Here is a 20221-nt window from a genome sequence, read left to right as displayed (position 1 = left end):
ACAATGACTCTATCCGGCTGCGTCGGCTCTAAAGCGCTTGCTTGGTGTAGTCGGCCTTGGGCTCGTAGAGGCCGTCCTCGATCGAGGTGGTGTGCACCACGTTCAGTTTGCCGCCCTTCACCTCGGAGATGAATTGCGGACCGAACATCTGGTGCGCCTTGCCGATGAACTGCTTCTTGCCCTGCGGATGGCCCTTGCCTTCGTCGTAGCCGGTCGTGGCCTCGATCGCCTCGACCAGCTTCGCCTTGTCGGCGGGACCGGCGTAGCCGCTCTTCTCGACCGCTTCCTTGATCGAGAACAGAGTCTCCCAGCAGCCGAACATATGCGAGTTGGTGCTGATCTCCTTCGCATTGTCGACACTGGCGCCGTTGTCGTCGATGCCGACGGAGGCGCGGTAGAACTTGGCGTTCTCGGTGTCGAGGCCGGAGAGGTAGCGCGGGAAGGCTTCCCAGAGATGCGAGCCTTCCAGGAATTCCAGGCCAGGTGCTGCGATATCCACGGCTTCCAGGGAGTCGATGAAGCCGAACAGCTTCGGTCCTTTGTCGCCGAAGAACTCGCCGAGCTCGCGCACGAAGGTCAAGACGCCTGGGCCGACCATGACGTGATAGATCGCGTCGGTGCCGGCGGGGATCTGCGAGAAATACTTGGTGAAGCTGGTCTCGGTCGGCGGGATGGCGATCACCGCGTTGACCTCGCCGCCCTGCGCCTTGGCGGTCTCGCTGAAGAAGTCGCGGTGATTATACCCGAAGATATAGTCCGGGATGATCATCGTGACTTTCTTGCCGACGTTCTGGATCACCCAGGGCGAGATCGCGGTCACCTGCGAGCGCACGTTGGTGATGCCGGTCTGGAAGACGTAGCGGTTGAAGTCGCCGGCCGCGAGCTCGCTCCCTTCGCTGACCACGAAGAGCGGCATCTTCAGCTCGCCGGCCCGCGCGGCGACCGCGCCGACCACGTTGCCGAACAGCGGGCCGAACACGAAGTCGACCTTGTGCTCGTTGGCGAATTTCTCCATCACCTCGGTGCCGCGCTTGGCATCGGTCGCATCGTCCTCGACGATGAGCTCGACCGGACGGCCGCCGATGCCACCCATGGCGTTGATCACCTTGACCGCGGCGGTGCTGGTGCGTTCGTACCAGAGGCCATAGGCCGCGCCGATGCCGGTGCGATGCGCCTGGAGGCCGATCTTCAGGCTGTTCTCGGCGGCGCGAGCGGTGATGATGAAAGGCTTGGCGAGCTGCAGGCCGGCCACGGCGCCGGTTGCAGCCAGAATCTGGCGCCGCGACAGGCCGCGCGGCGTGCTCTGAGAACGGACACGCATTTGTTTCGCCTCCCTGGGACGATATTGTGTTGTGCCGTTGATTGTTAGTATACGAACAATCGAACACCGGTCAACTGGGGGAACGGTGCGGCAATCCCAATTGAAGCTCGCGCTCAGTCTCGCATTCTGGGTCGTGGCAACGCGCGCAGCGGAAGCCCATGCCGGCGCTGCCGGCTTCATCCTGCTGCTGCCGACCGAGCTCTACATCCTCGGTGGCGCCGCCGCGGTGCTCGTCTCCTTTATCGTGCTCGCATGGTTGCATCGCCGCGCGCCCGCATCCGAGATTGCGCGGGTCGAGCGCGCGCTGCCCCGCGCCGTCGTCGTCGGCGTCAGCCTCGTGACCCTGCTCTTTCTCATCCTGCTGGTCGCAGCGGGATTCTGGGGCAGCGCCGACCCGATCGCCAACCCGCTGCCGCCGGTGCTCTGGACCTTGTGGTGGGCGGGCTTCACGCTGGTCGTGGCCCTGTTCGGCGACCTCTGGAGCTTCACCAATCCCTGGATCGGACTTTATCTCCTGGCAGCGCGGCGCCCGCTGTTGCGCTATCCGGAGCGTCTCGGCCATTGGCCGGCGATCCTGCAGTTCGTCGCCTTCGCCTGGTTCGAGCTCATCTATCCGGCGCCGCAGGACCCGACCCGGCTCGCCACCGCGGTGAGCCTCTACTGGCTGGTCAACTTCATCGCGCTGATGGTGTTCGGTCCGCACTGGCTCGCGCGGGGCGAGGCTTTCTCGGCGTTCTTCGCCATGGTCGGGCGGTTGAGCACGCGCAGCTGGCGGCTCGCCACTGAGCCGAGGCTTGCGGTCATGACGCGCATTGGCCCACCGGCAGAGCGGTTGCGCGAGTCCTCCGGCGACTTGAGCAGCGCGGTCTTCGTGCTGGTGACGCTCGCCACGGTTTCGTTCGACGGATTGTCGCGCACCTTCTCCTGGGTGGGATGGCTCGGGCTCAACCCGCTGGAATATCCCGGCCGATCGGAAGTGATCGGAGCCAACACGCTGGGCCTGCTGCTGAGCATGGTCGCGCTGGGCGCACTCTATGCGGCGGCGATCGCTCTGGGGCGGTGGCTTGCAGGGGCGCAGGCATCATTGCGTCCTCTGCTCTGCCGCTTCGTGCTCTCGATCGTGCCGATCTCGATCGCCTATCACATCGCGCATTACTTCCAGAGCCTGATCGTCGATTTCCCGACCGCGATCCTGGCGCTGTCGGATCCCTTCACTTTGGGCTGGTCGCTGCTGCCGGATGAAGGGCTGCAGCATGGCACCACGATGGGGCTGGGCCCCGAGGGTGTCATCATGGCCTATCGGGTGCAGACCGCGATCATCGTCGTCGGGCATATCCTGGCGACCTTGGCCGCGCATCGCATCGCGCGCGCCGAGACCACCGATCGCAAGCAGGCCGTGCACATGGGCATTCCGCTTGCGGTATTGATGGTGTTCTACACCCTGTTCGGACTTTGGCTGCTGTCAACGCCCGAGATCGGCTAGTCAGCGCATCTTGTCCAGGAGCCGCATCAGGGTCTCGCGCTCATCCTTGCCAAGCGGCGCGAGCGTCTGCTCGCTGATCTCCAGTGCGTTGGCGGCCAGCGCGCGGTAGAGCTGCGTGCCTTCCCGCGTCAGGCCGACCAGCAGCAGGCGCGCATCCTCTTTATCGGGCCGCGTGTCCACCAGGCCGCGCTTGATCAGCCGGTTGACCACGCCGCGGATGGTCGAGGCATCCATGCCGGTCAGGCGGCCGAGACGGTTTTGCGAAGTGGGACCGGTCTGCCATAGCTTGGCAAGCGCCGCCCATTGGGTCGGCGTCAGCTCCGCATCGCCGATCCGCGCGGCGAAGAGCGCGCAATGACGCTGATGCGCGAGGCGCAGCGCGAAGCCGATCTGGTGATCGAGCACGTAGAACGCCGCGGCGGCGCCCGCGTGGATCTTGGGGGCCGGAGCGGTGCTGCGTCTCGCTTGGGATGCCTTGGCAGGCATGGGCGAACCCCGGGGCGACGTCACACCGCACCGTTCTAGGCGCTTGTGAGTACACACGCAAGATCTGGGGTTATTCAGGCCGAGATCGGGCGCCGATATGTCGAAGCCGCATGGGTTCTGCCCGCTAAGTCGCATTGCGGGGCTTGGAGATCGTATGTATACACCCAATATCGGATATCTCGGTCGTGCCTGCCGCAGCAAAACGGACAGAAACATGAGCAATCTCAACGAAGAGACCGTCCTCAGCGTCCACCACTGGACCGACCGGCTGTTCAGCTTCAAGACCACCCGGAACCCCGCCTTCCGCTACCGGAACGGCCAGTTCACCATGATCGGCCTCAAGGTCGAGGGGAAGCCGCTGCTGCGCGCCTATTCGATGGCGAGCGCGAACCATGACGACCATCTCGAGTTCTTCTCGATCAAGGTGCCGAACGGCCCGCTGACCTCGCGCCTTCAGCACTTGAAGGAAGGCGATCCGGTCGTCGTCGGCATGAAGCCGACCGGCACGCTGATCCAGGACAACCTGCTGCCGGGGAAGAACCTCTATCTGCTCGGCACCGGCACCGGCCTCGCCCCCTTTCTCTCGGTGATCCGCGACCTCGAGGCCTATGAGCGGTTCGAGAAGATCGTGCTGGTGCATGGCTGCCGGACCATCGCGGAGCTGGCTTATGGCGATCTCATCTCGGAGAAGCTGCCGGCCGACGAGCATTTCGGCGAGTTGGTGAACGAGAAGCTGATCTACTACCCGACTGTCACCCGCGAGCCCTACAAGAACAACGGCCGGATCAGCCTGCTGATCGAGAATGGCAAGCTCTGCGACGACATCGGCCTGCCGCAGCTCAACGCCGAGACCGACCGCGTCATGCTCTGCGGCAGCCCGGCGATGCTGAGCGACCTCCGCAGCATCCTCGAAGCCCGCGGATTCGACGAAGGCAACATGGGCGAGCCCGGCCATTTCGTGATCGAGAAGGCCTTCGCCGAGAAGTAAAACGGCTGCTCGGCGCTGGAGTAAGTTTCTCCCGCTTTTGAACTCGTCATCCTCCGCGAAGGCGGAGGATCCACGAGTTTGCATCCATCGCTCGAGAGAAACTCGTGGATAGTCCGCCATCGCGGACCATGACGACCCAAAGGGTCGTCACTTCAATCCGCTGAGCGCCACGCCCTCGATGAAGTGCTTCTGGGCGATGAAGAAGGCGACCATGATCGGGGCGACGCTGACCAGCACCGCCGCCATCATGATGGTCCATTTGCCGGCGAACTGAACCTGAAACAGCGCGAGGCCGACCGGCAGGGTGGTCTTGTCGAGATCGCTCGGCAGGTAAATGAGCGCCGTGAAGAGATCGTTCCAGGAAAACAGGAAGGCGAAGATCGCGAAGGCGGCCAAGGCCGGCTTCGCCAGCGGCAGGTAGATCTTCCAATAGATGGTCATCAGGCTGGCGCCGTCGATCCGTGCCGCTTCGGCAAGCTCGATCGGGATGGTCAGGAAATACTGCCGCATCAGGAAGACGCCGAAGGCGCCGCCAAGGAAGCTCGGGAGATAGAGCGGCGCCTGGGTGCCGTAGAGACCCAGCCACTTGAACAGGATGAATTGGGGAATCGCGGTGATCTGCTGCGGGACCATCAAGGTCACCAGCAGCAGCACGAAGAGAAAGTGCCGTCCCGGGAATTTCACGATCGCGAAGACGAAGGCCGCCATCGAGCAGGTCAGCAACTGGCCGAAGGTCGAGATCAGCGCGATCTTGATGCTGTTCCAGAGCAGGGTCTGGAAGGACATGAGCTCGAAGATCCGCGTGTAGTTTTCGAAGGTGAGAGTCGGCGGGATCAGCGTCCGGGTGTAGGTGTCTTCCGGCAATTTCAATGAGGTCGAGAGCATCCAGACGAAGGGCCCGACCATGGCGACCGCGCCGACCAGCAGCACCAGCATGGCGAGACGATCGGGCCATTTGCTTTCCCAGGGTGCGGGTTCGATGCGGATCAAGCCGGCACCTCCCAGCGCTTCTGGATCCGGAAGTAGACCAGGGTGAAGAGGAAGATGATCGCGGTGAGCACGATCGCCTGCGCCGTCGCGTCGCCCATGCGGAAGAAGCGGAAGCCGTTGCGGTAGATCGAGAAGACCAGGGTCGGCACGCTGGAATTGCCGTTGCCGACCCGTGTCAGGATGTAGATGTAGTCGAAGGCCTGGAAGGCGTGGATGGTCGAGAGCACCGACTGGAAGAACAGGCTCGGCGCCATCGCCGGCAGGGTGACGTAGAGGAGCCGCTGCAGGGCATTGGCGCCGTCGAGATGCGCTGCCTCATATTGCTCGCGCGGGATCGCCTGCAGGCCGGCGAGGAAGACGATCATGCCCTCGCCGATGGCACCCCAGACATTCACGATCACCACCGAATAGAGCGCCATGTTCGGCCCCAGCCAGCGGACCGGCGGGATGCCGAGGTTGCCGAGCATGGCGTTCAACACGCCCTGATCCTGGGCAAAGATCCAGGTCCAGAGCAGGCCCACGGCCGTCGGCGAGGAGATCACCGGCAGGAAATAGAGCGTGCGGAACAGGCTGACGCCGTGGATGCGGCGGTTCAGCAGCAGCGCCACGGACAGCGCGCAGACGATGGTGAGCGGCACATAGAGCAGCGAGAAGATGATCGTGTTGGAGAGCGAGCGCAGGAACATGCGGTCGCCGGCGAGGCCGAGGTAATTGTCGAAGCCGACGAATTCCGGCGTCGTCAGTAGGTCCCAGCGGAAGAAGCTCAAGCCGAGCGTGGCGAAGATCGAGCCGAAGGCGCCCACCGCCAGCCCCAGCAAGGTGGGGCCGAGCAGCAGGAGCACCCAGAGCTTCTCCCTGCCCAGGGGCCGCAAACCGAAATTCATCCAGGCTCCCCGTGCAGCGCGTTACGAAGCGCCGGCGCTATTGCCGGTTCTTCGCCAGCGCGTCGTCGCCATTCTGCACGGCTTCGGCGACCGCGTCATCGATCGGCATCGCGCCGGTCCAGGCGTTGTTGAGGGCATCGCCCACCGCGGCAGACCATTCCTCATAGCCGCGGAAGACGGGTTTCACATGCGCGTATTGCAGGGCGTCGATGTAGAGCTTGTGGTCGATCGGGGCCGAGGTCTGCGCAAGATAGGCCGGGCTTTCGGCCACCGATTTCCGGATCGGGATGGCGAGGCCGATCTTCGCCGCTTCCGCCTGGCCCACCGGGCCGGTGGCGAATTTCACGAACTCCCAGGCTTCCTTCGGATGCGGGCTGGCCTTGGCGATCACGAAGCCCGCGGAGTTGACACCGGTCGCCCGGCCGGCCGGACCCTTCGGCAGCGGCGCCACCGCCCATTTGAACTTGGCCGGCGCGTAATCCGGCACCGACCAATGGCCGGAGACACCCATCGCGGCGATGCCGGCCTGGAAGCCGTCGGTGCCGTATTGCTGGAGCTGCTCGGTGGTCGGCATCGACTTGTCTTCGAGCCACATGTCGTTGATGAAATGCCAGGCCTGCATGGCCTGCTCGCTGCCGATCAGGGTCTTGCCGTTGGGGATGTCGACGATGTCGCCGCCGAAGGACCAGACCACCGCGCCCCAATAGGGCTCGGGATCGAGCACCTCGGCCCAGAAGCCCCATTGGTCGATGCTGCCGTCGCCGTTCAGGTCCTTGGTCAGCGCCTTCGCCGCCTTGCGGAAGTCGTCGTAGGTCCAATCGTCGTTGGGGTATGCCACGCCCGCCGCGTCGAACATGTCCTTGTTGTAGTAGAGCACGATGGTCTGGAAATCCCGCGGCAGGCCGAAATAGCCGTCCTTGGTTTTGTAGGCTTCCAGGGTGATCGGGTAGATGTCGTCGAGAATGCCGGGCTCGGCATCGATATAGGGCTGGAGATTGAGGAGCACGCCGCGCGATTGCCAGTCGGGATAAAGCGGCGCGTCCATGGCAAAGACGTCGGGCGGCGTGCCGCCGGCCATAAGCACGCGGATCTTCTCCCAATAGGAATCCCAGTCGTTGACCTCGACCTTCACCTTGATGTCGGGATGCTGGGCTTCGAACTCCTTGGCGACCTTCTGCCAGACCTCGCCTTCCTGTGGCGAGCCCCAGAGCTGGTAGGTGATCTCGGTCTCGGCGCGCGCCGCGCCGGCGGCGACGAATACGATGGCGGCCAGCGCCGCCCCTGAAAGTGCTTTCCCGCGCATGTCCCTCACCTGTGCTGCCCGGATTGGCTTCCGGGTCGATTGCCACTGATCCGGCAGTCTGGGGCGGGGAATCCGGTATTTCTACCGGTAAAACCGCTGGAGATTCCCGTTTTTGAGTATCATTCTGCCGCCATGACCGTCGCCGCCGAGATCCTGGAAGCCCCGGAAGTCAGTGACGGCTTCCTCAAAGCCAGCGCCTTCTTCGCCGAGCATCACGTCGCCGAGGCGATGCCGGAGGCGCATTGGCATGACCATGTCGAATTGAACCTGCTGCTCTCCGGCGGCATGACCTATCTCTTCAACGGCCGCCGCGTGCCGCTGGCCGAGAACCAGGTCTATTGCTTCTGGGCCGCGATCCCGCACCAGGTGATCGCGGTCGAGAAGCCGAAGAACGGCAAGGTGGAGTTGGTCTGCGTCTACGTGCCCTTCGCCGATTTCCTCGCCCTCTCCATCGGCGACGGATTCAAGAGCGCGGTGATGGGCGGCCGGATCCTCACCCTGCCGAAAATGGACGCGATCGACCCGCTGCTGTTCCGGCGCTGGGCCGGCGAATGGCAGTCGGCCGACGAGGCGCATGAGCAGATTCTGCGCGACGAGGTGCGGCTGCGGGTGAAGCGACTGGCGATGGATGCCCTGCCGGCCGTCCCGATCGAAGCCGAAGCGCCCGAAGGCGAGGCCGAGCCGCAGCATCTGACCGCCGACCGCAGGATGATCGACCGGGTGCAGAAAATGACCACCTTCATCAACGCCCAGTTCGGCAACCCGATCCAGGTCGAGGACGTGGCCAAAGTCGGCGGGCTGCACCCGACCAATGCAACCGTGGCGTTCAAGAAGGTGCTGGGCATGTCGATCGCGCAGTATCTGCGCCGCCAGCGCCTCAGCCAGGCGATGATGATGCTGGTCGATACCGACATGGCGATCATCGAGATCGCGTTTGCCTGCGGCTATGGGTCCTTGAGCCGCTTCTACGACGCCTTCCAGCGGCATATGGGGAAGACGCCGCGGGATTATCGGATGCAGTTCAGGAAGTAGGGTTGGATCTTCCGATTCGTGCGCACGGAAGCATCACGAGGGGATCGTGCCGGCGGAAGATCAGCGCGCTAATGATACCGCGGCAGCAAGTTGCCGTGCGCATCGATCATCGCGTCGACCATCTCCTTGATCTCGTCCATCGAGAGCTCAGCGGCGGTGTGCGGGTCGAGCATGGCGGCGTGGTAGATGTGCTCGCGTTTGCCGGTGAGCGCGGCGGCCACCGTCATCTCCTGGACGTTGACACTCAGGCGCATGATGCCGGCGAGCTGGCCAGGGACGCGGCCGACGCGGATCGGCTGGATGCCGTTGCGATCGACGTGGCAGGGCACCTCGACCGCGCATTCCGGCGGCAGGTTCTCGATCAGGCCGTTGTTGCGGACATTGCCGTAGATCAGGTTGTGCCGGCCGGTCACCATGGCGTGGATGATGGCGGCGGCATATTCGTTGCTCTTGCAGACCTCGAGCGGCTTGGCCTGGTCCTCGAGTTCGCCTTTCAGCCGGTTCCAGTCGGCGATCTGGTCCTCGCAGCGCACCAGATATTCGTCGAGCGGCACCGAGAACTTCTTCACCAGGTCGTCGCGGCCGCGCTTGATGAACCAGGAATTATACTCGGCGAAATGCTCGGATGATTCGGTGACGAAATGGCCGAAGCGCTTCATGGTCTCGAAGCGCACCGCGTCGGTTGTCGGGTAGCTGCCGTCCTCTGCCAACCTTCGCAGCCGCGGATAGAGGTCCTCGCGCGCGCCGTTCGGATGCCGCTTCTCGAATTTCAGGAAGAAGGCGACGTGGTTCAGGCCGGCGCTGACGTAATCGATGCTCTCGATTGGCTCACCCAAGCAGCGGGCGAGATGGGCCGAGGTTTCCTGCACGCTGTGGCAGAGGCCGACATAGCGGAGCTCCGGTGCGGCCTGCGTGACCGCCCAGGAGTTCATCGCCATCGGGTTCACGTAGTTCATCATCAGCGCGTCCGGGCAGAGGTCGCGCATGTCGCGGGCGATGTCGAGCAGCACCGGAATCGTGCGCAGGGCCCGGAAGATGCCGCCGATCCCGAGCGTGTCGCCGATGGTCTGGCGCAGGCCGAAACGCTTCGGCACTTCGAAATCGGTCACCGTCGCCGGCTTATAACCGCCGACCTGCATCATCAGGATGACGAAATCGGCGCCCTGCAGCGCCTTGCGCCGGTCGGTGGTCGCATCGACATGGAGCTTCGCGAGACCCAGGGTCTCGCCGATGCGCCGCGCCACGATCTCGGAGGTGGCGAGCCGCTCGGGGTCGACGTCGTGCAAGCTGATGGCGCTCTCGGCCAGCTCGGGATTGCTCAGCACATCGGAGAGGATGTTCTGCGCGAACACCGTGCTGCCGGCGCCGATCAGGGTAATCTTGGTCATAAAGCGAAACCTCTCAACTCAGCCCGTCAGGGTATCGCATGGGCCAAGATCCGGGTTCTTGCCGTTTCCCCGGAGAGCTTTCCCGAAAGCCAGCGGCCTAGAAGCGCTCGCGCCAGCTCTTTAACAGGGTGTTTTCCAGGGCATGGGCGCGGCCGAGCCAGTTCCGCGCCCCCGGCGTGGGGGCGAGGACGCGGCGGTCGAAGCTGGCGTCCAGCGCGCTGCGTTTCTCGCGATCCAGCAGGAAGATCGCGAAGGCGAGGCGCTTGCCGCTCTTGGCGGTGAGGAAGCCGCCGAGGCCGCAGGCGAAATCCATGGTACCGCTCTTCGCCGCCGCCTCGGCCTTCGGGTCGTCGCCCATGATCTTGTTGAGCATGCCGGCCAGAACCGGCTCGCGCGCCATCGCCATCAGGACCGCCGCGATCTGCCGCGGCGAGGCGCGGCTCTCGCTGGAGAGGCCCGAATGGTTGACCAGCTTGAAGCCGGTCCAGTCGACATAAGAGAGATGCTGCCGCAGCCAGTCGCCCAGGGCGGCGCTGGATTCGGGGGGGCCGAGGACCTGGCCGGTCAGCTTCCGGCTGGTCGCCATGCCGATCAGCTCCGCCGTCATGTTGTTGCTGAACTTCAAGAGCCCGGTCATGACCTCGGCCAGCGGCGGGCTCTCGACCGTTCCGGCCAGGACGGCATCCGGCGGCACCATTCCTTCCTGCGGTTCCGGCAAGGCGATGCCGTTGCGCTGGGCCAGCGCGCGGAAGACACGCGCGGTGTTCAGGGCCGGCTGCTTCACCGGCAGGAAGATGGCGCCTTCCTCCGGCAGGCTCTCCGGGAGATCCGATGCATAGAGCCAGCTTTCGTCGGAGCCGTCGCCCGCGAAGAGGAAGTTGGCACCCGGCGGCGTCTCGCTCTCCGCCGGCATGAACTGCACCCAATCGGCGGGCACGTTCAGCCCATCGGCCACGGCGCGGGCGTGGAAGGCAAGCTTGCCTTCTTCGTCGCGCGACCAGTTCACCTGGATGCGGTTGAAGTCAACGCTCAAGGCATCGACACCGGCATTATAGGTGGCCTGGATCGGCTGGTCGTTGCTCACCTCCGGCACCGAACCGGTGGCGCCGGCATCGTAGAAGAACGCCTTCCAGCCTCCTTTCGGTTGCAGCGCCTGAACCTGGAGCGCGAGATCGCGGAGCTCGATATTGGTCAGCACCGGATCGCCGCCGCCTTTTAGGTAGAGCGTATCGCCGGACCGATAGAGCCGGGTCTGGAACTTGTAATCGGCGCCGAGCAATTGCTGCGCCGGATAGACCACAGCCAGCTTGGCGACCGAGGCCGGGATGAACAGCGCGTCGGCGGTCTGCTCGGCGAGCGCGCGGCCGTCGTCGAGGTCGATCAGCACGAAGCCGATATCCTCCGGCGCGAAGCCGGCCTTCGCGATCGCTTTCATCTCCGGGGTCGCCTGCGGCTCGGCGAGACCGGGCATCGCCCAGATGGCTGTCAGGAAGAGGACGGCGAGGCAGCGGCGCATGCGGCGGGCGAATCCGGTGGATGGGGCGCGGATCATGGCATCGAAAGCAGGCATGAGGAATAGGCAGCCGCGTTTCGACAAAACTCATCCCCAGGGCCCCGGCCCTGTTATAGCCTTGCGATCATGAATCCAGGGGGGCGGAAGCGATGACGGAATCGGTGCGGGCGCGGCGGGTGCGCGAGCGGCGCGGCACCGGGCCGAAGCAGCTGCCCTGGCGCCGGGTCGAGAACAGTTTCCGGCCGCTCGAGGTGCTGAGCGAAGAGCAGGTCGAGCGCATCCATGTCGCCAGCCTCAAGCTGCTGTCGGATTACGGCCTCGAGTTCCAGAACGACGAGGCGCTCCAGATCCTCGCCGCCAACGGCGCCAAGGTCGACCTCGACAGCCGCATGGTCCGCTTCCCGGCGGAGGTGGTCGCGCATTTCATCGGGTTGGCACCCGCGAAGGCCGAGGTCTTCTCCTGGAATCCGGCGAAGCGGATCGGGATCGGCGGCCGCGAGATCGCCTTCGGCACGGTCGGCGGACCGCCGAACTGCTCCGACCTGGAGCGCGGGCGGCGGCCCGGCACCTACCAGGACCAATGCGATCTCATCCGCCTGGAGCAGAGCCTCAACGTGCTGCATTTCTGCGGCGGCGCGCCGGTCGAGGCGATCGACCTGCCGGCCGACACCAGGCATCTCGATACGGCCTTTGCTTTCCTGACCCTGACCGACCGGCCCTTCTTCGGCCGCGCGATTGGCGGCACGCGCATAGCCGATGCGATGGCGATGGCGGCGATCGCCCGCGGGGCCGATGTCTCCGAACTCTCGACGCAGCCGGCGATCATGTCGGTGATCAGCGTCAATTCCCCGCGCCGGGTCGACAAGGAAATGGTGAGCGGCCTGCTGCAGCTGGTGCGCACGCGCCAACCGGCCATCGTGACACCCTTCACCTTGCAGGGCGCGATGAGCCCGGTCACGCTGGCGGGTGCGCTGGTGCAGCAGAATGCCGAGGCGCTGGGTGTGCTCGCCTTCGCGCAGATGGCCAGTCCTGGGGCGCCGGTGGTCTATGGCGGCTTCACCTCGAATGTCGATATGCGTTCCGGTGCGCCCGCCTTCGGCACGCCGGAATATGCCCGTGCCGCCATCGCCGGCGGACAGCTGGCGCGGCGCTACAACCTGCCCTACCGCACCTCCAACGTGAACGCGTCCAACGCGGTCGATGCCCAAGCGGCCTACGAGAGCGAGATGTCGCTCTGGGCGGCGGTGATCGGCGGCGGCAATCTGATCCACCACGGCGCCGGCTGGCTGGAAGGCGGACTCTGCGCCTCTTTCGAGAAGATGGTGCTCGACGCCGAGATGATGCAGATGATGGCGGAGTTCGTGCGGCCGGTCGTCATCGACGATGTCGAGATCGGCCTCTCGGCGCATGATGAGGTCGCGGCCGGCGGGCATTTCTTCGGCAGCCAGCATACCTTGGCACGGTTCGAGACCGCCTTCTACCAGCCGATGGTCTCCGACTGGCGCAATTACGAGACCTGGAAGGAAGCCGGCTCGATCGACGCGACCCAACGCGCGCATGCGATCTGGAAGGAGCTGCTGGCCAACTATGAGGCGCCGCCGCTGGATGTCGCACGCAAGGATGCGCTGGCGGAGTATGTGGCGCGGCGGAAGGTGGAGATCGGGAAAACGGGGTTGGACGGATAGCTACCCCTGATACAACCCCGCCTTCATCGCCTTGTGCTTGGTCAGCGCGTAGACCGTGTCGATCATCGGGGTCGGCACGTTCACCAGCCGGCCCAGTTCCGCGACCGCGCCGACGATCGCGTCGAGTTCCACCGGGCGGCCGCGTTCGAAATCCTGCAGCATCGAGGTCTTGTGCTCGCCGACGCCGGCGGCGCCGTCGATCCGCTTCTCGACCGGGATCGGCATGGTGATGCCGAGCTGGTTGGCGATTGCTTCGGCCTCGTCCATCACGCCGCGCACGACTGCGCGGGTGGCGGGATCCTCGGCGATGCTCTTCAAGGTGCCGCCGGTCAGCGCGCTCAACGGGTTGAAGGCGACGTTGCCCCAGAGCTTGACCCAGATCTCGGTGCGGATGTCGGTCTTGACCGGCGCCTTGAAGCCGGCGGCGACGAAGGCCTTGCTCAAGGCGGTGACGCGCGCGGTCTTCTGGTTGCTGGGCTCGCCGAGGCTGAAGCGGTCATTCTCGACATGACGCAATTCGCCCGGGGCGATCACTTCGGCGGCGGGATAGACCACGCAGCCGATCACCCGCTCCGGGCCGATGTGTTTCCATTGCGCATCGCCGGGATCGACGATCGGCAGGCGGCGATCGTTCAGCGGGCAGTCGAGCCCGTAGAAATACCACCAGGGCAAACCGTTGACCGCCATCACCACGGCGGTCTTCGGCCCGAGCAGCGGCCTCATCTTCTCGGCGATCGCCGCCACCTGATGCGCCTTCAAGGCGACGATGACGAAATCCTGCGGCCCGGCCTCGGCGGGGTCCTCGGTCACCCGGGGATGCACGGTGAAGTCACCGCTATGGCCGCTGACCTTCAAGCCCTTCTCGCGCATCGCCGCGAGATGCGCGCCGCGCGCGATCAGGGTTACATGCTCGCCGGTGCGGGCAAGATGCGCGCCGATCAGCCCGCCGATCGCACCCGCGCCGTAAATGCAGAACTTCATCGCCCGCTTCTCACCCAAGTCCCAGCTTTTTCGCCAGGCCGATGCGTTGCAGCTTGCCGGTGGCTCCCTTGGGGATCTCGGGCATGAACAGGATCTTCTTCGGCACCTTGAAGTCGGCGAGCTTGCCGGCGACGAAATCGCGGAGCTCCTTCTCGGCGACGCTCTGGCCTTCCTTCAGCACCACGGCGGCGGCGACTTCCTCGCCGAGCTTCTCATGCGGCATGCCGAAGGTGACAACCTGCGCCACCGCCGGATGGTCCATGATCACGTCATCGACCTCGCGCGGCGCGATCTTCTCGCCGCCACGGTTGATGATCTCCTTCAGCCGGCCGGTCAGGCTTACATAGCCGTCGGCATCCATGATCCCCTGGTCGCCGGTGCGGAACCAGCCGTTGGTGAAGGCCTCCGCGTTGGCTTTCGGGTTGTTGAGATAGCCCGAAGTGACGTTCGGCCCCTTGATGACGATCTCGCCGATCGTGCCCCGCGGCAGCAGGTTACCGTCGTGGTCCATGATCGCGACTTCCGGTCCCGCAGCGATGCCGACCGAGCCCGGCTTGCGCGGTGCAGGGGGCAGCGGGTTGCTCGCCATCTGATGCGTGGCCTCGGTCATGCCGTAGGATTCCAGCACTGGGCAGCCGAAGGTCTGCTCCAGCGCCTTCATCACCGGCGGCGGCAGCGAGGCCGAGGACGAGCGGATGAAGCGCAGCTTGCGCCGCGCCAGGATCTCCTGGTTGCGGTCGGCGCGGGCGAGGATGGTCTGGTGCATGGTCGGCACCGCCGAATACCAGGTCGCCTTCGCCTCATCGAGCCAGCCGAAGAACTTCAACGCGTTGAAACCCGGCGGGCAATGCGCGCTCGCCCCCGCATACATCGAGGACAGCAAGGCGCCGATCAGGCCGTGGATATGGAAGAGCGGCATGATGACCAGGCTGCGATCGACCGGTGTCAGTGCCAGGGTCTGGGCGATGTGCCGGGCCGAGGCGGCGAGATTGCGTTGGCGCAGCGGCACGATCTTCGGACGCGAGGTGGTGCCCGAGGTGTGCAGTACCAAAGCGACGTGATCCGGATCGGGCTGCATCGGCCCGGCATCGGCGAAGGGGACCGAGAGGGTGAAGGCGCCGGCTGGGCCATTGAGATCCGGCGTGACGTCGATGACCCGGATGCCGCGGCGCGCCGCAACCACGCGCGCAGGCGCATCGGGGCCGGCCTGGATCAGCAGCGCCTTAGCCTGCAGGTCATCGAGATAGAAGTCGAACTCGTCCTCGCGATAGGCGGGGTTGAGCGGCGCCGCGGTCGCGGCGGCGGCCACCGCCAGGAACATCGCCGCCATCTCCGGGCCGTTCGGCATCACGATGGCAACGGCATCCTGCGGCCCGACGCCGACGCCGCGCAACGCGCCGCCGACCTTGTCCACCAGCGCGACCAGCTCGGCGCGAGTCATGGTGCGGCGCTCCGGCGCGCCGATCGCCTCCGCCTTGCCGTCGCCGCGCCGCAGCAGTTCGGCGACTGTCGTCACTTCACTCATGCTTGTTCCTTCCTCAGTAACCGAGCGCGCAGCCGTCTTTGCGCGGATCGGAGCCGGCGGTCAGCGTGCCGCTCGCGTGATCGATTTGAATGGCCTGCCCGCCGCCCAAGGGCTCCGGCGCCTCGATCACGTTGTGGCCGCGCTGCTTCAAGCCGGCGACCGCCGCCGCCGGAATGCCGCGCTCCGCCTCGACATTGCCGCTGTCGTAGAAGACGCGGCCGCAGTCCAGGCCGGCCTGCGGGTCCATGCCGAAGTCGAGAATATTGGTCAGCAGATGCACATGGCCGAACGGTTGATAGTCGCCGCCCATCACGCCGTAGGGCATCAGTGCGCGCCCGTCCTTCACCGCCATGCCCGGCATGATCGTGTGCATCGGCCGTTTGCCCGGTGCGATCGCGTTCGGGTGCTTCGGGTCGAGGCGGAAGCTGGAACCGCGGTTCTGCAGGATGACGCCGCTCTTTGGCGCGACCACGCCGCTGCCAAAGGAATGATAGGTCGAGTTGATCAGGCTGACCGCGTTGCGGTCGCGATCGACGACGCAGAGATAGACCGTGTCGCTCGCCTCCAGCAGCGGCGGCGGCAGGTCGGCGATGGCGCGGTCGCGGCTGATCCGCTGCTGCAGCTTCGCGGCATAGTCCTTCGCCAGGAGCTCCCGGGTGGGGATGTTGGCCTGGCCCGGGTCGCCGATCAGGGCGTTGCGGTCGCGATAGGCGAGGCGTCCGGCCTCGATCTCGAGATGCAGCCGCTCGGCGCTCAACGGATCGAGCTTGCCCAATTCAAAGCCGCTGAGGACGTTCAGCATCAACAGTGCGGTGATGCCCTGGTTGTTGGGCGGCATCTGGAAGATGTCGGTGCCGCGATAGTTGGTCGAGATCGGCTCGACATAGTCGCCCTGCGTGCCGGCGAGATCGTCCATCTCGTGCAGGCCGCCGAGGCTCTTCAGGTGCTGGACGATGTCCTCGGCGACCGAGCCCCGGTAAAAACCGTCGCGGCCCTGCCGGGCGATCTTGCGCAGGGTTTCGGCGAGGCGCGGATCGCGCAGCTTCTCGCCGGCCTTCGGCGTGCGGCCGTTGGGGAGGAGCACCGGATCGACATTCGGCTGCGCGGCGAAGCGCTCGGCGCAGTGGGCCCAGTCGAAGGCGACGCGGTCGGCGACGATGTAGCCCTCCTCCGCATAGCGGATCGCCGGCGCCAGGATCTGCTCCAGCGGCTTGCTGCCGTGGTCGGCATGGATGCGGCACCAGGCGTCGACCAGGCCCGGATAGGTCACGGCATGGACGCCGTAGGTAGGCACCGCGTTGACGCCCTGCCCGAGATACCAATCGACCGTCGCCCGCCGCGGCGCGCGGCCGGAGCCGTTATAGGCGATGACCTTGCCCTCGCCCTTCGGCGCATAGAGCAGGAAGCCGTCGCCGCCGATGCCGGTCGATTGCGGCTCGACCACCGCGAGGACCGCCGCCGCGGTGATCGCGGCGTCGATCGCATTGCCGCCGGCCTTCAGCATCTCGATCGCCGCCACCGTGGCCAGCGGATGCGAGGTCGAGGCGGCCGCCTCGGTGACGCGGAGCGGCGAGCGGCCGGGAGACTGGAAATCACGCATGATGATGCGGCAACCTCTGCATGGGATTGGGTCTGGACTATTCCGCCGCCGCAGCGGCGCCGAGCAGGCCGTCGCGCACGGCCTCAATATGTTTCTTCATCAGCGCCTCGGCCTTGGCGGGATCGCGGGCGGCGATGGCGGCGACATAGGCGCGGTGATGCGCGCAATAGGCGGCGTGCCGCGCCGGCGTCAGCGCGGCCTGGCGCAAGGCGCCCCATTTCGCCTGGCGGCGCATCGCGTTGAAGGCGTCGAAGATCGAGAGCAGCAGCCCGTTATGCGCCGCTTCCGCGACCGCGCGGTGCAGGCGGCCGTCCCAGAGTTCCCAGGTCTTGGCATCGCGCGCGGCTTCGCTCTTCTCCAGCAAAACTTCCATCTGCTCGATCTCTGCGTCGGTCGCACGCAGCGCGGCCATCCGGGCGAGCAGGGGTTCGAGCAGCAGGCGCGTTTCCAGGACTTCGCTCGGGCTGGTGCGCGACGTGACTAGGCTGAGCGATGCGGGCACTGGCGCCGGCCGGGTGCCGACGAAAGTACCCTGGCCGACATGGCGCCAGACCTTGCCCTGCGCCTCCAGGACTTCGAGCGCCTCGCGCAGCGCGCTGCGGCTGAGGCCCAACTGCACCGCAAGCTCGCGCTCGGCCGGCAGGCGGCTGTTGGCCGGATAATCCGGGCCGGCCAGCACCTCGGTCAGCTTGGCCATCGCACGTTCACGGCGCGGCATTTGAAACCATCCGTCAATTGGTATCGGAAACGGCTCCGATTGTTGACACTTCGCGCGGCCGTATGCAAGCGTCCGCCGGCGGAAATCAAATTGATACCAATCGTGATAGGTATCAATCCGACGGCCCGCGCGGGGTTTACGCTGCTGGCTCGAGGCTCTTGCAGATCACTCCACGGCGGTGGATGAGCCGACTGAGGTAAACGCCGGCTTGCCACAGGTCACCCGACCGCCGTTCTGCGGTAAGGCGCAACGCACCTCGACCGTCGCCGGTCGTGCCATGCGCACAGATGCGAGATCGATCTGACCGACCGTGGCCTGCCAGTCATTGGGGCGGGCGCAGAAGATGTTCTCGAGCATCATGCGGCGCGCGCCGTCCGGGCGCATGACATAGAGCGCGCCGTCTTGCGGCTGCTGACTGACTGTCACGAAGATATCCTCCGCGCCGCCATCGCCGATTTCCGCCAGGCCGAGGTCGCGCTCCACCCAATGGCCAAAGATCATGCGGCATTGCAGCGGTTCCGCCCCGGCATTGGCGATCTGGATCATCACCTTGGGATCGCCGGACTCCGTCACGCCGCCGGCGCAGCCCGCGAGCAGGGATGCCGCGGCAAAAAGGGAGAAAAACCGCGTCATACGGGGAACCCCAGCGGCAGGAGGGGCGTCAGCGGTGCCTTGCCCTTCAGAAGGTCGCTGTACCGCTCCGCCATCGCGACGATCGCGGCGTTGACCGGCCCGGTGGTGATGGTCGGGATGACCGAGGCGTCGCAAACCGAGAGGCCGTCGATGCCCTGCACCTTCATTTCCAGATCGACCACGGCGTCCTTTCCCTCGCCCATGCGACAAGTTCCGACCGGATGATGGTGGGTGAAGGCCGCCTTCTCCAAGAAATCGCGCTTCGCCGCTAGGTCGGTGACGCTGGGACCCGGCAGCATCTCCGCGCCGCGCCACTCGGCCAGGGCTGCGGCGCTGCCGACAGCGCGCGCCGTCTCCAGGGCGTCGAGATAGCAGTCGCGGTCGTAGTCTTCGGCCAAGTAGTTGGGATCGATCAGCGGCGGCACGTTCGCATCGACCGAGGCCAAGCGGATCGTGCCGCGGCTCTTCGGATGGGTGAAGCCGAACATCACGGTATAGGCCTCGCCGAAGGGGGGTGCGGTGAACTGCTCGGTCGCCACCGGAGCGATGACGCAAGCCAGCACCAGCTCCGGCGCACCGGCTGCGCCGTTGCGCGGCAGGTACATCAGCGATTCCGAGTTCTGGTATTGCGAGGGCGGCACCGGGCGTTTCGCGCGATAGACATTGCCGCCGGAGAGCAGATGGTCATGCAGATTGCGCCCGACCCCCGGCAGATCGGCATGGACCGGGATGCCGAGCGCTTTCAGCTCGTCCGCCGGGCCGACGCCCGAACGCATCAGCAGGCAGGGCGAGGCGAGCGCGCCGGTCGCAACGATCACGCGATCGGCCCGCAAGGTGACGGCACCGTCCTTGGTCTTGGCGAGAAGGCCGGTGCATCTTCCGCGCGCGACGATCAGCGACTGGACCTCGGTCCAGGGCAGCAGGGTGAGGTTGGGCCGATTCAATGCCGGCGTCAGATAGGCATCGGCGATGGTCTGGCGCTTGCCGTCCTTGATGGTGAGCGTGTTGGTGCAAGGCCCGGTCATCTGTGGGCCGTTGTGATCCGCAGTCGGCGCAAAGCCCGCCTCCTCGCCTGCCGCCATATAGGCTTTGGTGATCGCATGCGGGTCGCGCGGGCGGATGAGATGCAGCGGGCCGCTGTCACCGTGGAACGCGGAAGCGTCCGACGTGTAGGTCTCGGACTTCAGGAAATAGGGCATCAGGTCGGCGAAGCCCCAGCCGGCGCAGTCCCAGGCGGCGAAGTCGTCGGCATGGCCGCGCACATGGGCCATGGCGTTGATCGCTGTCGAGCCGCCGATCACCTTGCCGCGCGGCCAGTCGAAGACGCGGTTAGCGGCATGGCGCTGCGGCTGGGTTCGGTAGCCCCAGTCGACCGCGCTCCCTTGCAGCAGCGGCCAGGCGCGTGGGTCGGCGATGCGTGGATCTTCCGGCGCGCCGCCGGCCTCGACCAGACCGACCTTGATGGCCGGGTCTTCGCTCAAGCGTGACGCGAGCACCGCGCCTGCCGTCCCGGAACCAATGATCAGGTAGTCGAACCAATTTTCCGGAGATTGCGACATCGAAGCCGGGACCAATGACGGTGAAACATGCGGATAGTGTTTTCACTTTTTTCGGCGCCAGTCTATCATTCAATCAAGAGAGCGTTCGCAGACGGGACCAAAGCTCCAACTGCGACGAACCAAAGAGGGGAA

General features: G+C 65.6%; 17 protein-coding genes. 4 read left to right on the top strand and 13 right to left on the bottom strand.

The window, feature by feature from the left end; translation table 11 throughout:
* Positions 1-28 precede the first annotated feature (28 nt).
* Positions 29-1321, bottom strand: coding sequence for an ABC transporter substrate-binding protein (locus tag ACH2CY_RS11425; RefSeq protein WP_395019101.1), 1293 nt, complete (start codon positions 1319-1321; stop codon positions 29-31).
* Positions 1322-1454: 133 nt separating this feature from the next.
* Here ACH2CY_RS11425 and ACH2CY_RS11420 point away from each other — a divergent pair, with 133 nt between their 5' ends.
* Positions 1455-2804, top strand: coding sequence for a hypothetical protein (locus ACH2CY_RS11420; protein ID WP_395019100.1), 1350 nt, complete (start codon positions 1455-1457; stop codon positions 2802-2804).
* On the opposite strand, the gene ACH2CY_RS11415 is transcribed toward ACH2CY_RS11420, so the two are convergent.
* On the bottom strand, positions 2805-3290 hold the full coding sequence (locus ACH2CY_RS11415) for a MarR family winged helix-turn-helix transcriptional regulator (RefSeq protein ID WP_395019098.1): 486 nt from the start codon (positions 3288-3290) through the stop codon (positions 2805-2807).
* A gap of 214 nt (positions 3291-3504) precedes the next feature.
* On the opposite strand from ACH2CY_RS11415, the gene ACH2CY_RS11410 reads away from it, so the two are divergent.
* Positions 3505-4278, top strand: coding sequence for a ferredoxin--NADP reductase (locus tag ACH2CY_RS11410; protein WP_395019096.1), 774 nt, complete (start codon positions 3505-3507; stop codon positions 4276-4278).
* Positions 4279-4425: 147 nt separating this feature from the next.
* On the opposite strand, the gene ACH2CY_RS11405 is transcribed toward ACH2CY_RS11410, so the two are convergent.
* From ACH2CY_RS11405 to ACH2CY_RS11395, 3 genes are read right to left on the bottom strand one after another with little or no spacing between them, the layout of a single operon-like run.
* A complete protein-coding gene (locus ACH2CY_RS11405; protein WP_395019094.1) occupies positions 4426-5268 on the bottom strand; it encodes a carbohydrate ABC transporter permease in 843 nt (280 codons plus the stop codon).
* Complete coding sequence (locus ACH2CY_RS11400; RefSeq protein ID WP_395019093.1) at positions 5265-6152, bottom strand: carbohydrate ABC transporter permease; 888 nt, start codon at positions 6150-6152, stop codon at positions 5265-5267. The genes ACH2CY_RS11405 and ACH2CY_RS11400 overlap by 4 nt, the downstream gene beginning before the upstream one ends.
* Positions 6153-6189: 37 nt before the next feature.
* A complete protein-coding gene (locus ACH2CY_RS11395) occupies positions 6190-7455 on the bottom strand; it encodes an ABC transporter substrate-binding protein (RefSeq protein WP_395019091.1) in 1266 nt (421 codons plus the stop codon).
* 132 nt (positions 7456-7587) lie between these two features.
* Here ACH2CY_RS11395 and ACH2CY_RS11390 point away from each other — a divergent pair, with 132 nt between their 5' ends.
* Positions 7588-8487, top strand: a complete 900-nt coding sequence (locus tag ACH2CY_RS11390; protein ID WP_395019090.1) for a helix-turn-helix domain-containing protein — start codon at positions 7588-7590, stop codon at positions 8485-8487.
* A 68-nt stretch (positions 8488-8555) separates the two neighbouring features.
* On the opposite strand, the gene ACH2CY_RS11385 is transcribed toward ACH2CY_RS11390, so the two are convergent.
* Together ACH2CY_RS11385 and ACH2CY_RS11380 are read right to left on the bottom strand one after the other, a co-directional pair.
* Positions 8556-9875, bottom strand: coding sequence for an alpha-glucosidase/alpha-galactosidase (locus ACH2CY_RS11385; protein WP_395019088.1), 1320 nt, complete (start codon positions 9873-9875; stop codon positions 8556-8558).
* A 97-nt stretch (positions 9876-9972) separates the two neighbouring features.
* Positions 9973-11445: a D-alanyl-D-alanine carboxypeptidase/D-alanyl-D-alanine-endopeptidase gene (locus tag ACH2CY_RS11380; protein WP_395019086.1), complete on the bottom strand. Its 1473-nt coding sequence runs from the start codon at positions 11443-11445 to the stop codon at positions 9973-9975.
* 92 nt (positions 11446-11537) lie between these two features.
* Here ACH2CY_RS11380 and ACH2CY_RS11375 point away from each other — a divergent pair, with 92 nt between their 5' ends.
* Positions 11538-13073, top strand: a complete 1536-nt coding sequence (locus ACH2CY_RS11375) for a trimethylamine methyltransferase family protein (protein ID WP_395019085.1) — start codon at positions 11538-11540, stop codon at positions 13071-13073.
* On the opposite strand, the gene ACH2CY_RS11370 is transcribed toward ACH2CY_RS11375, so the two are convergent.
* The 6 genes from ACH2CY_RS11370 to ACH2CY_RS11345 form a co-directional block, all read right to left on the bottom strand.
* A complete protein-coding gene (locus ACH2CY_RS11370; protein ID WP_395019083.1) occupies positions 13074-14054 on the bottom strand; it encodes a 2-dehydropantoate 2-reductase in 981 nt (326 codons plus the stop codon).
* A 10-nt stretch (positions 14055-14064) separates the two neighbouring features.
* Positions 14065-15579, bottom strand: a complete 1515-nt coding sequence (locus tag ACH2CY_RS11365; RefSeq protein ID WP_395019081.1) for an acyl--CoA ligase — start codon at positions 15577-15579, stop codon at positions 14065-14067.
* A gap of 13 nt (positions 15580-15592) precedes the next feature.
* Entirely contained in the window at positions 15593-17179 is a 1587-nt protein-coding gene (gene ggt, locus ACH2CY_RS11360; RefSeq protein WP_395019080.1) for a gamma-glutamyltransferase, read from the bottom strand.
* Between the two features lie 37 nt (positions 17180-17216).
* Complete coding sequence (locus ACH2CY_RS11355) at positions 17217-17897, bottom strand: FadR/GntR family transcriptional regulator (protein WP_395019078.1); 681 nt, start codon at positions 17895-17897, stop codon at positions 17217-17219.
* 165 nt (positions 17898-18062) lie between these two features.
* On the bottom strand, positions 18063-18530 hold the full coding sequence (locus ACH2CY_RS11350; RefSeq protein WP_395019077.1) for a hypothetical protein: 468 nt from the start codon (positions 18528-18530) through the stop codon (positions 18063-18065).
* Positions 18527-20089: a GMC family oxidoreductase gene (locus ACH2CY_RS11345; protein ID WP_395019076.1), complete on the bottom strand. Its 1563-nt coding sequence runs from the start codon at positions 20087-20089 to the stop codon at positions 18527-18529. The genes ACH2CY_RS11350 and ACH2CY_RS11345 overlap by 4 nt, the downstream gene beginning before the upstream one ends.
* Positions 20090-20221 lie beyond the last annotated feature (132 nt).

It is taken from the genome of Dongia sp., assembly GCF_041905885.1.
Classification (GTDB): Bacteria; Pseudomonadota; Alphaproteobacteria; order Dongiales; family Dongiaceae; genus Dongia.
Note: the sequence above shows the minus strand (reverse complement) of the source record. Positions and strands in the feature narration are given on the sequence as shown.

What these genes read in the sequence shown, in the direction of transcription:
- ACH2CY_RS11375 (WP_395019085.1), top strand. Translation starts at nt 11,538, where the DNA reads ATGACGGAATCGGTGCGGGCGCGGCGGGTGCGCGAGCGGCGCGGCACC.
- ACH2CY_RS11390 (WP_395019090.1), top strand. Translation starts at nt 7,588, where the DNA reads ATGACCGTCGCCGCCGAGATCCTGGAAGCCCCGGAAGTCAGTGACGGC.
- ACH2CY_RS11425 (WP_395019101.1), bottom strand. Translation starts at nt 1,321, where the DNA reads ATGCGTGTCCGTTCTCAGAGCACGCCGCGCGGCCTGTCGCGGCGCCAG.
- ACH2CY_RS11365 (WP_395019081.1), bottom strand. Translation starts at nt 15,579, where the DNA reads ATGAGTGAAGTGACGACAGTCGCCGAACTGCTGCGGCGCGGCGACGGC.
- ACH2CY_RS11400 (WP_395019093.1), bottom strand. Translation starts at nt 6,152, where the DNA reads ATGAATTTCGGTTTGCGGCCCCTGGGCAGGGAGAAGCTCTGGGTGCTC.
- ACH2CY_RS11370 (WP_395019083.1), bottom strand. Translation starts at nt 14,054, where the DNA reads ATGAAGTTCTGCATTTACGGCGCGGGTGCGATCGGCGGGCTGATCGGC.
- ACH2CY_RS11415 (WP_395019098.1), bottom strand. Translation starts at nt 3,290, where the DNA reads ATGCCTGCCAAGGCATCCCAAGCGAGACGCAGCACCGCTCCGGCCCCC.
- ACH2CY_RS11380 (WP_395019086.1), bottom strand. Translation starts at nt 11,445, where the DNA reads ATGCCTGCTTTCGATGCCATGATCCGCGCCCCATCCACCGGATTCGCC.
- ACH2CY_RS11355 (WP_395019078.1), bottom strand. Translation starts at nt 17,897, where the DNA reads ATGCCGCGCCGTGAACGTGCGATGGCCAAGCTGACCGAGGTGCTGGCC.
- ACH2CY_RS11385 (WP_395019088.1), bottom strand. Translation starts at nt 9,875, where the DNA reads ATGACCAAGATTACCCTGATCGGCGCCGGCAGCACGGTGTTCGCGCAG.
- ACH2CY_RS11345 (WP_395019076.1), bottom strand. Translation starts at nt 20,089, where the DNA reads ATGTCGCAATCTCCGGAAAATTGGTTCGACTACCTGATCATTGGTTCC.
- ACH2CY_RS11410 (WP_395019096.1), top strand. Translation starts at nt 3,505, where the DNA reads ATGAGCAATCTCAACGAAGAGACCGTCCTCAGCGTCCACCACTGGACC.
- ACH2CY_RS11350 (WP_395019077.1), bottom strand. Translation starts at nt 18,530, where the DNA reads ATGACGCGGTTTTTCTCCCTTTTTGCCGCGGCATCCCTGCTCGCGGGC.
- ggt (WP_395019080.1), bottom strand. Translation starts at nt 17,179, where the DNA reads ATGCGTGATTTCCAGTCTCCCGGCCGCTCGCCGCTCCGCGTCACCGAG.
- ACH2CY_RS11395 (WP_395019091.1), bottom strand. Translation starts at nt 7,455, where the DNA reads ATGCGCGGGAAAGCACTTTCAGGGGCGGCGCTGGCCGCCATCGTATTC.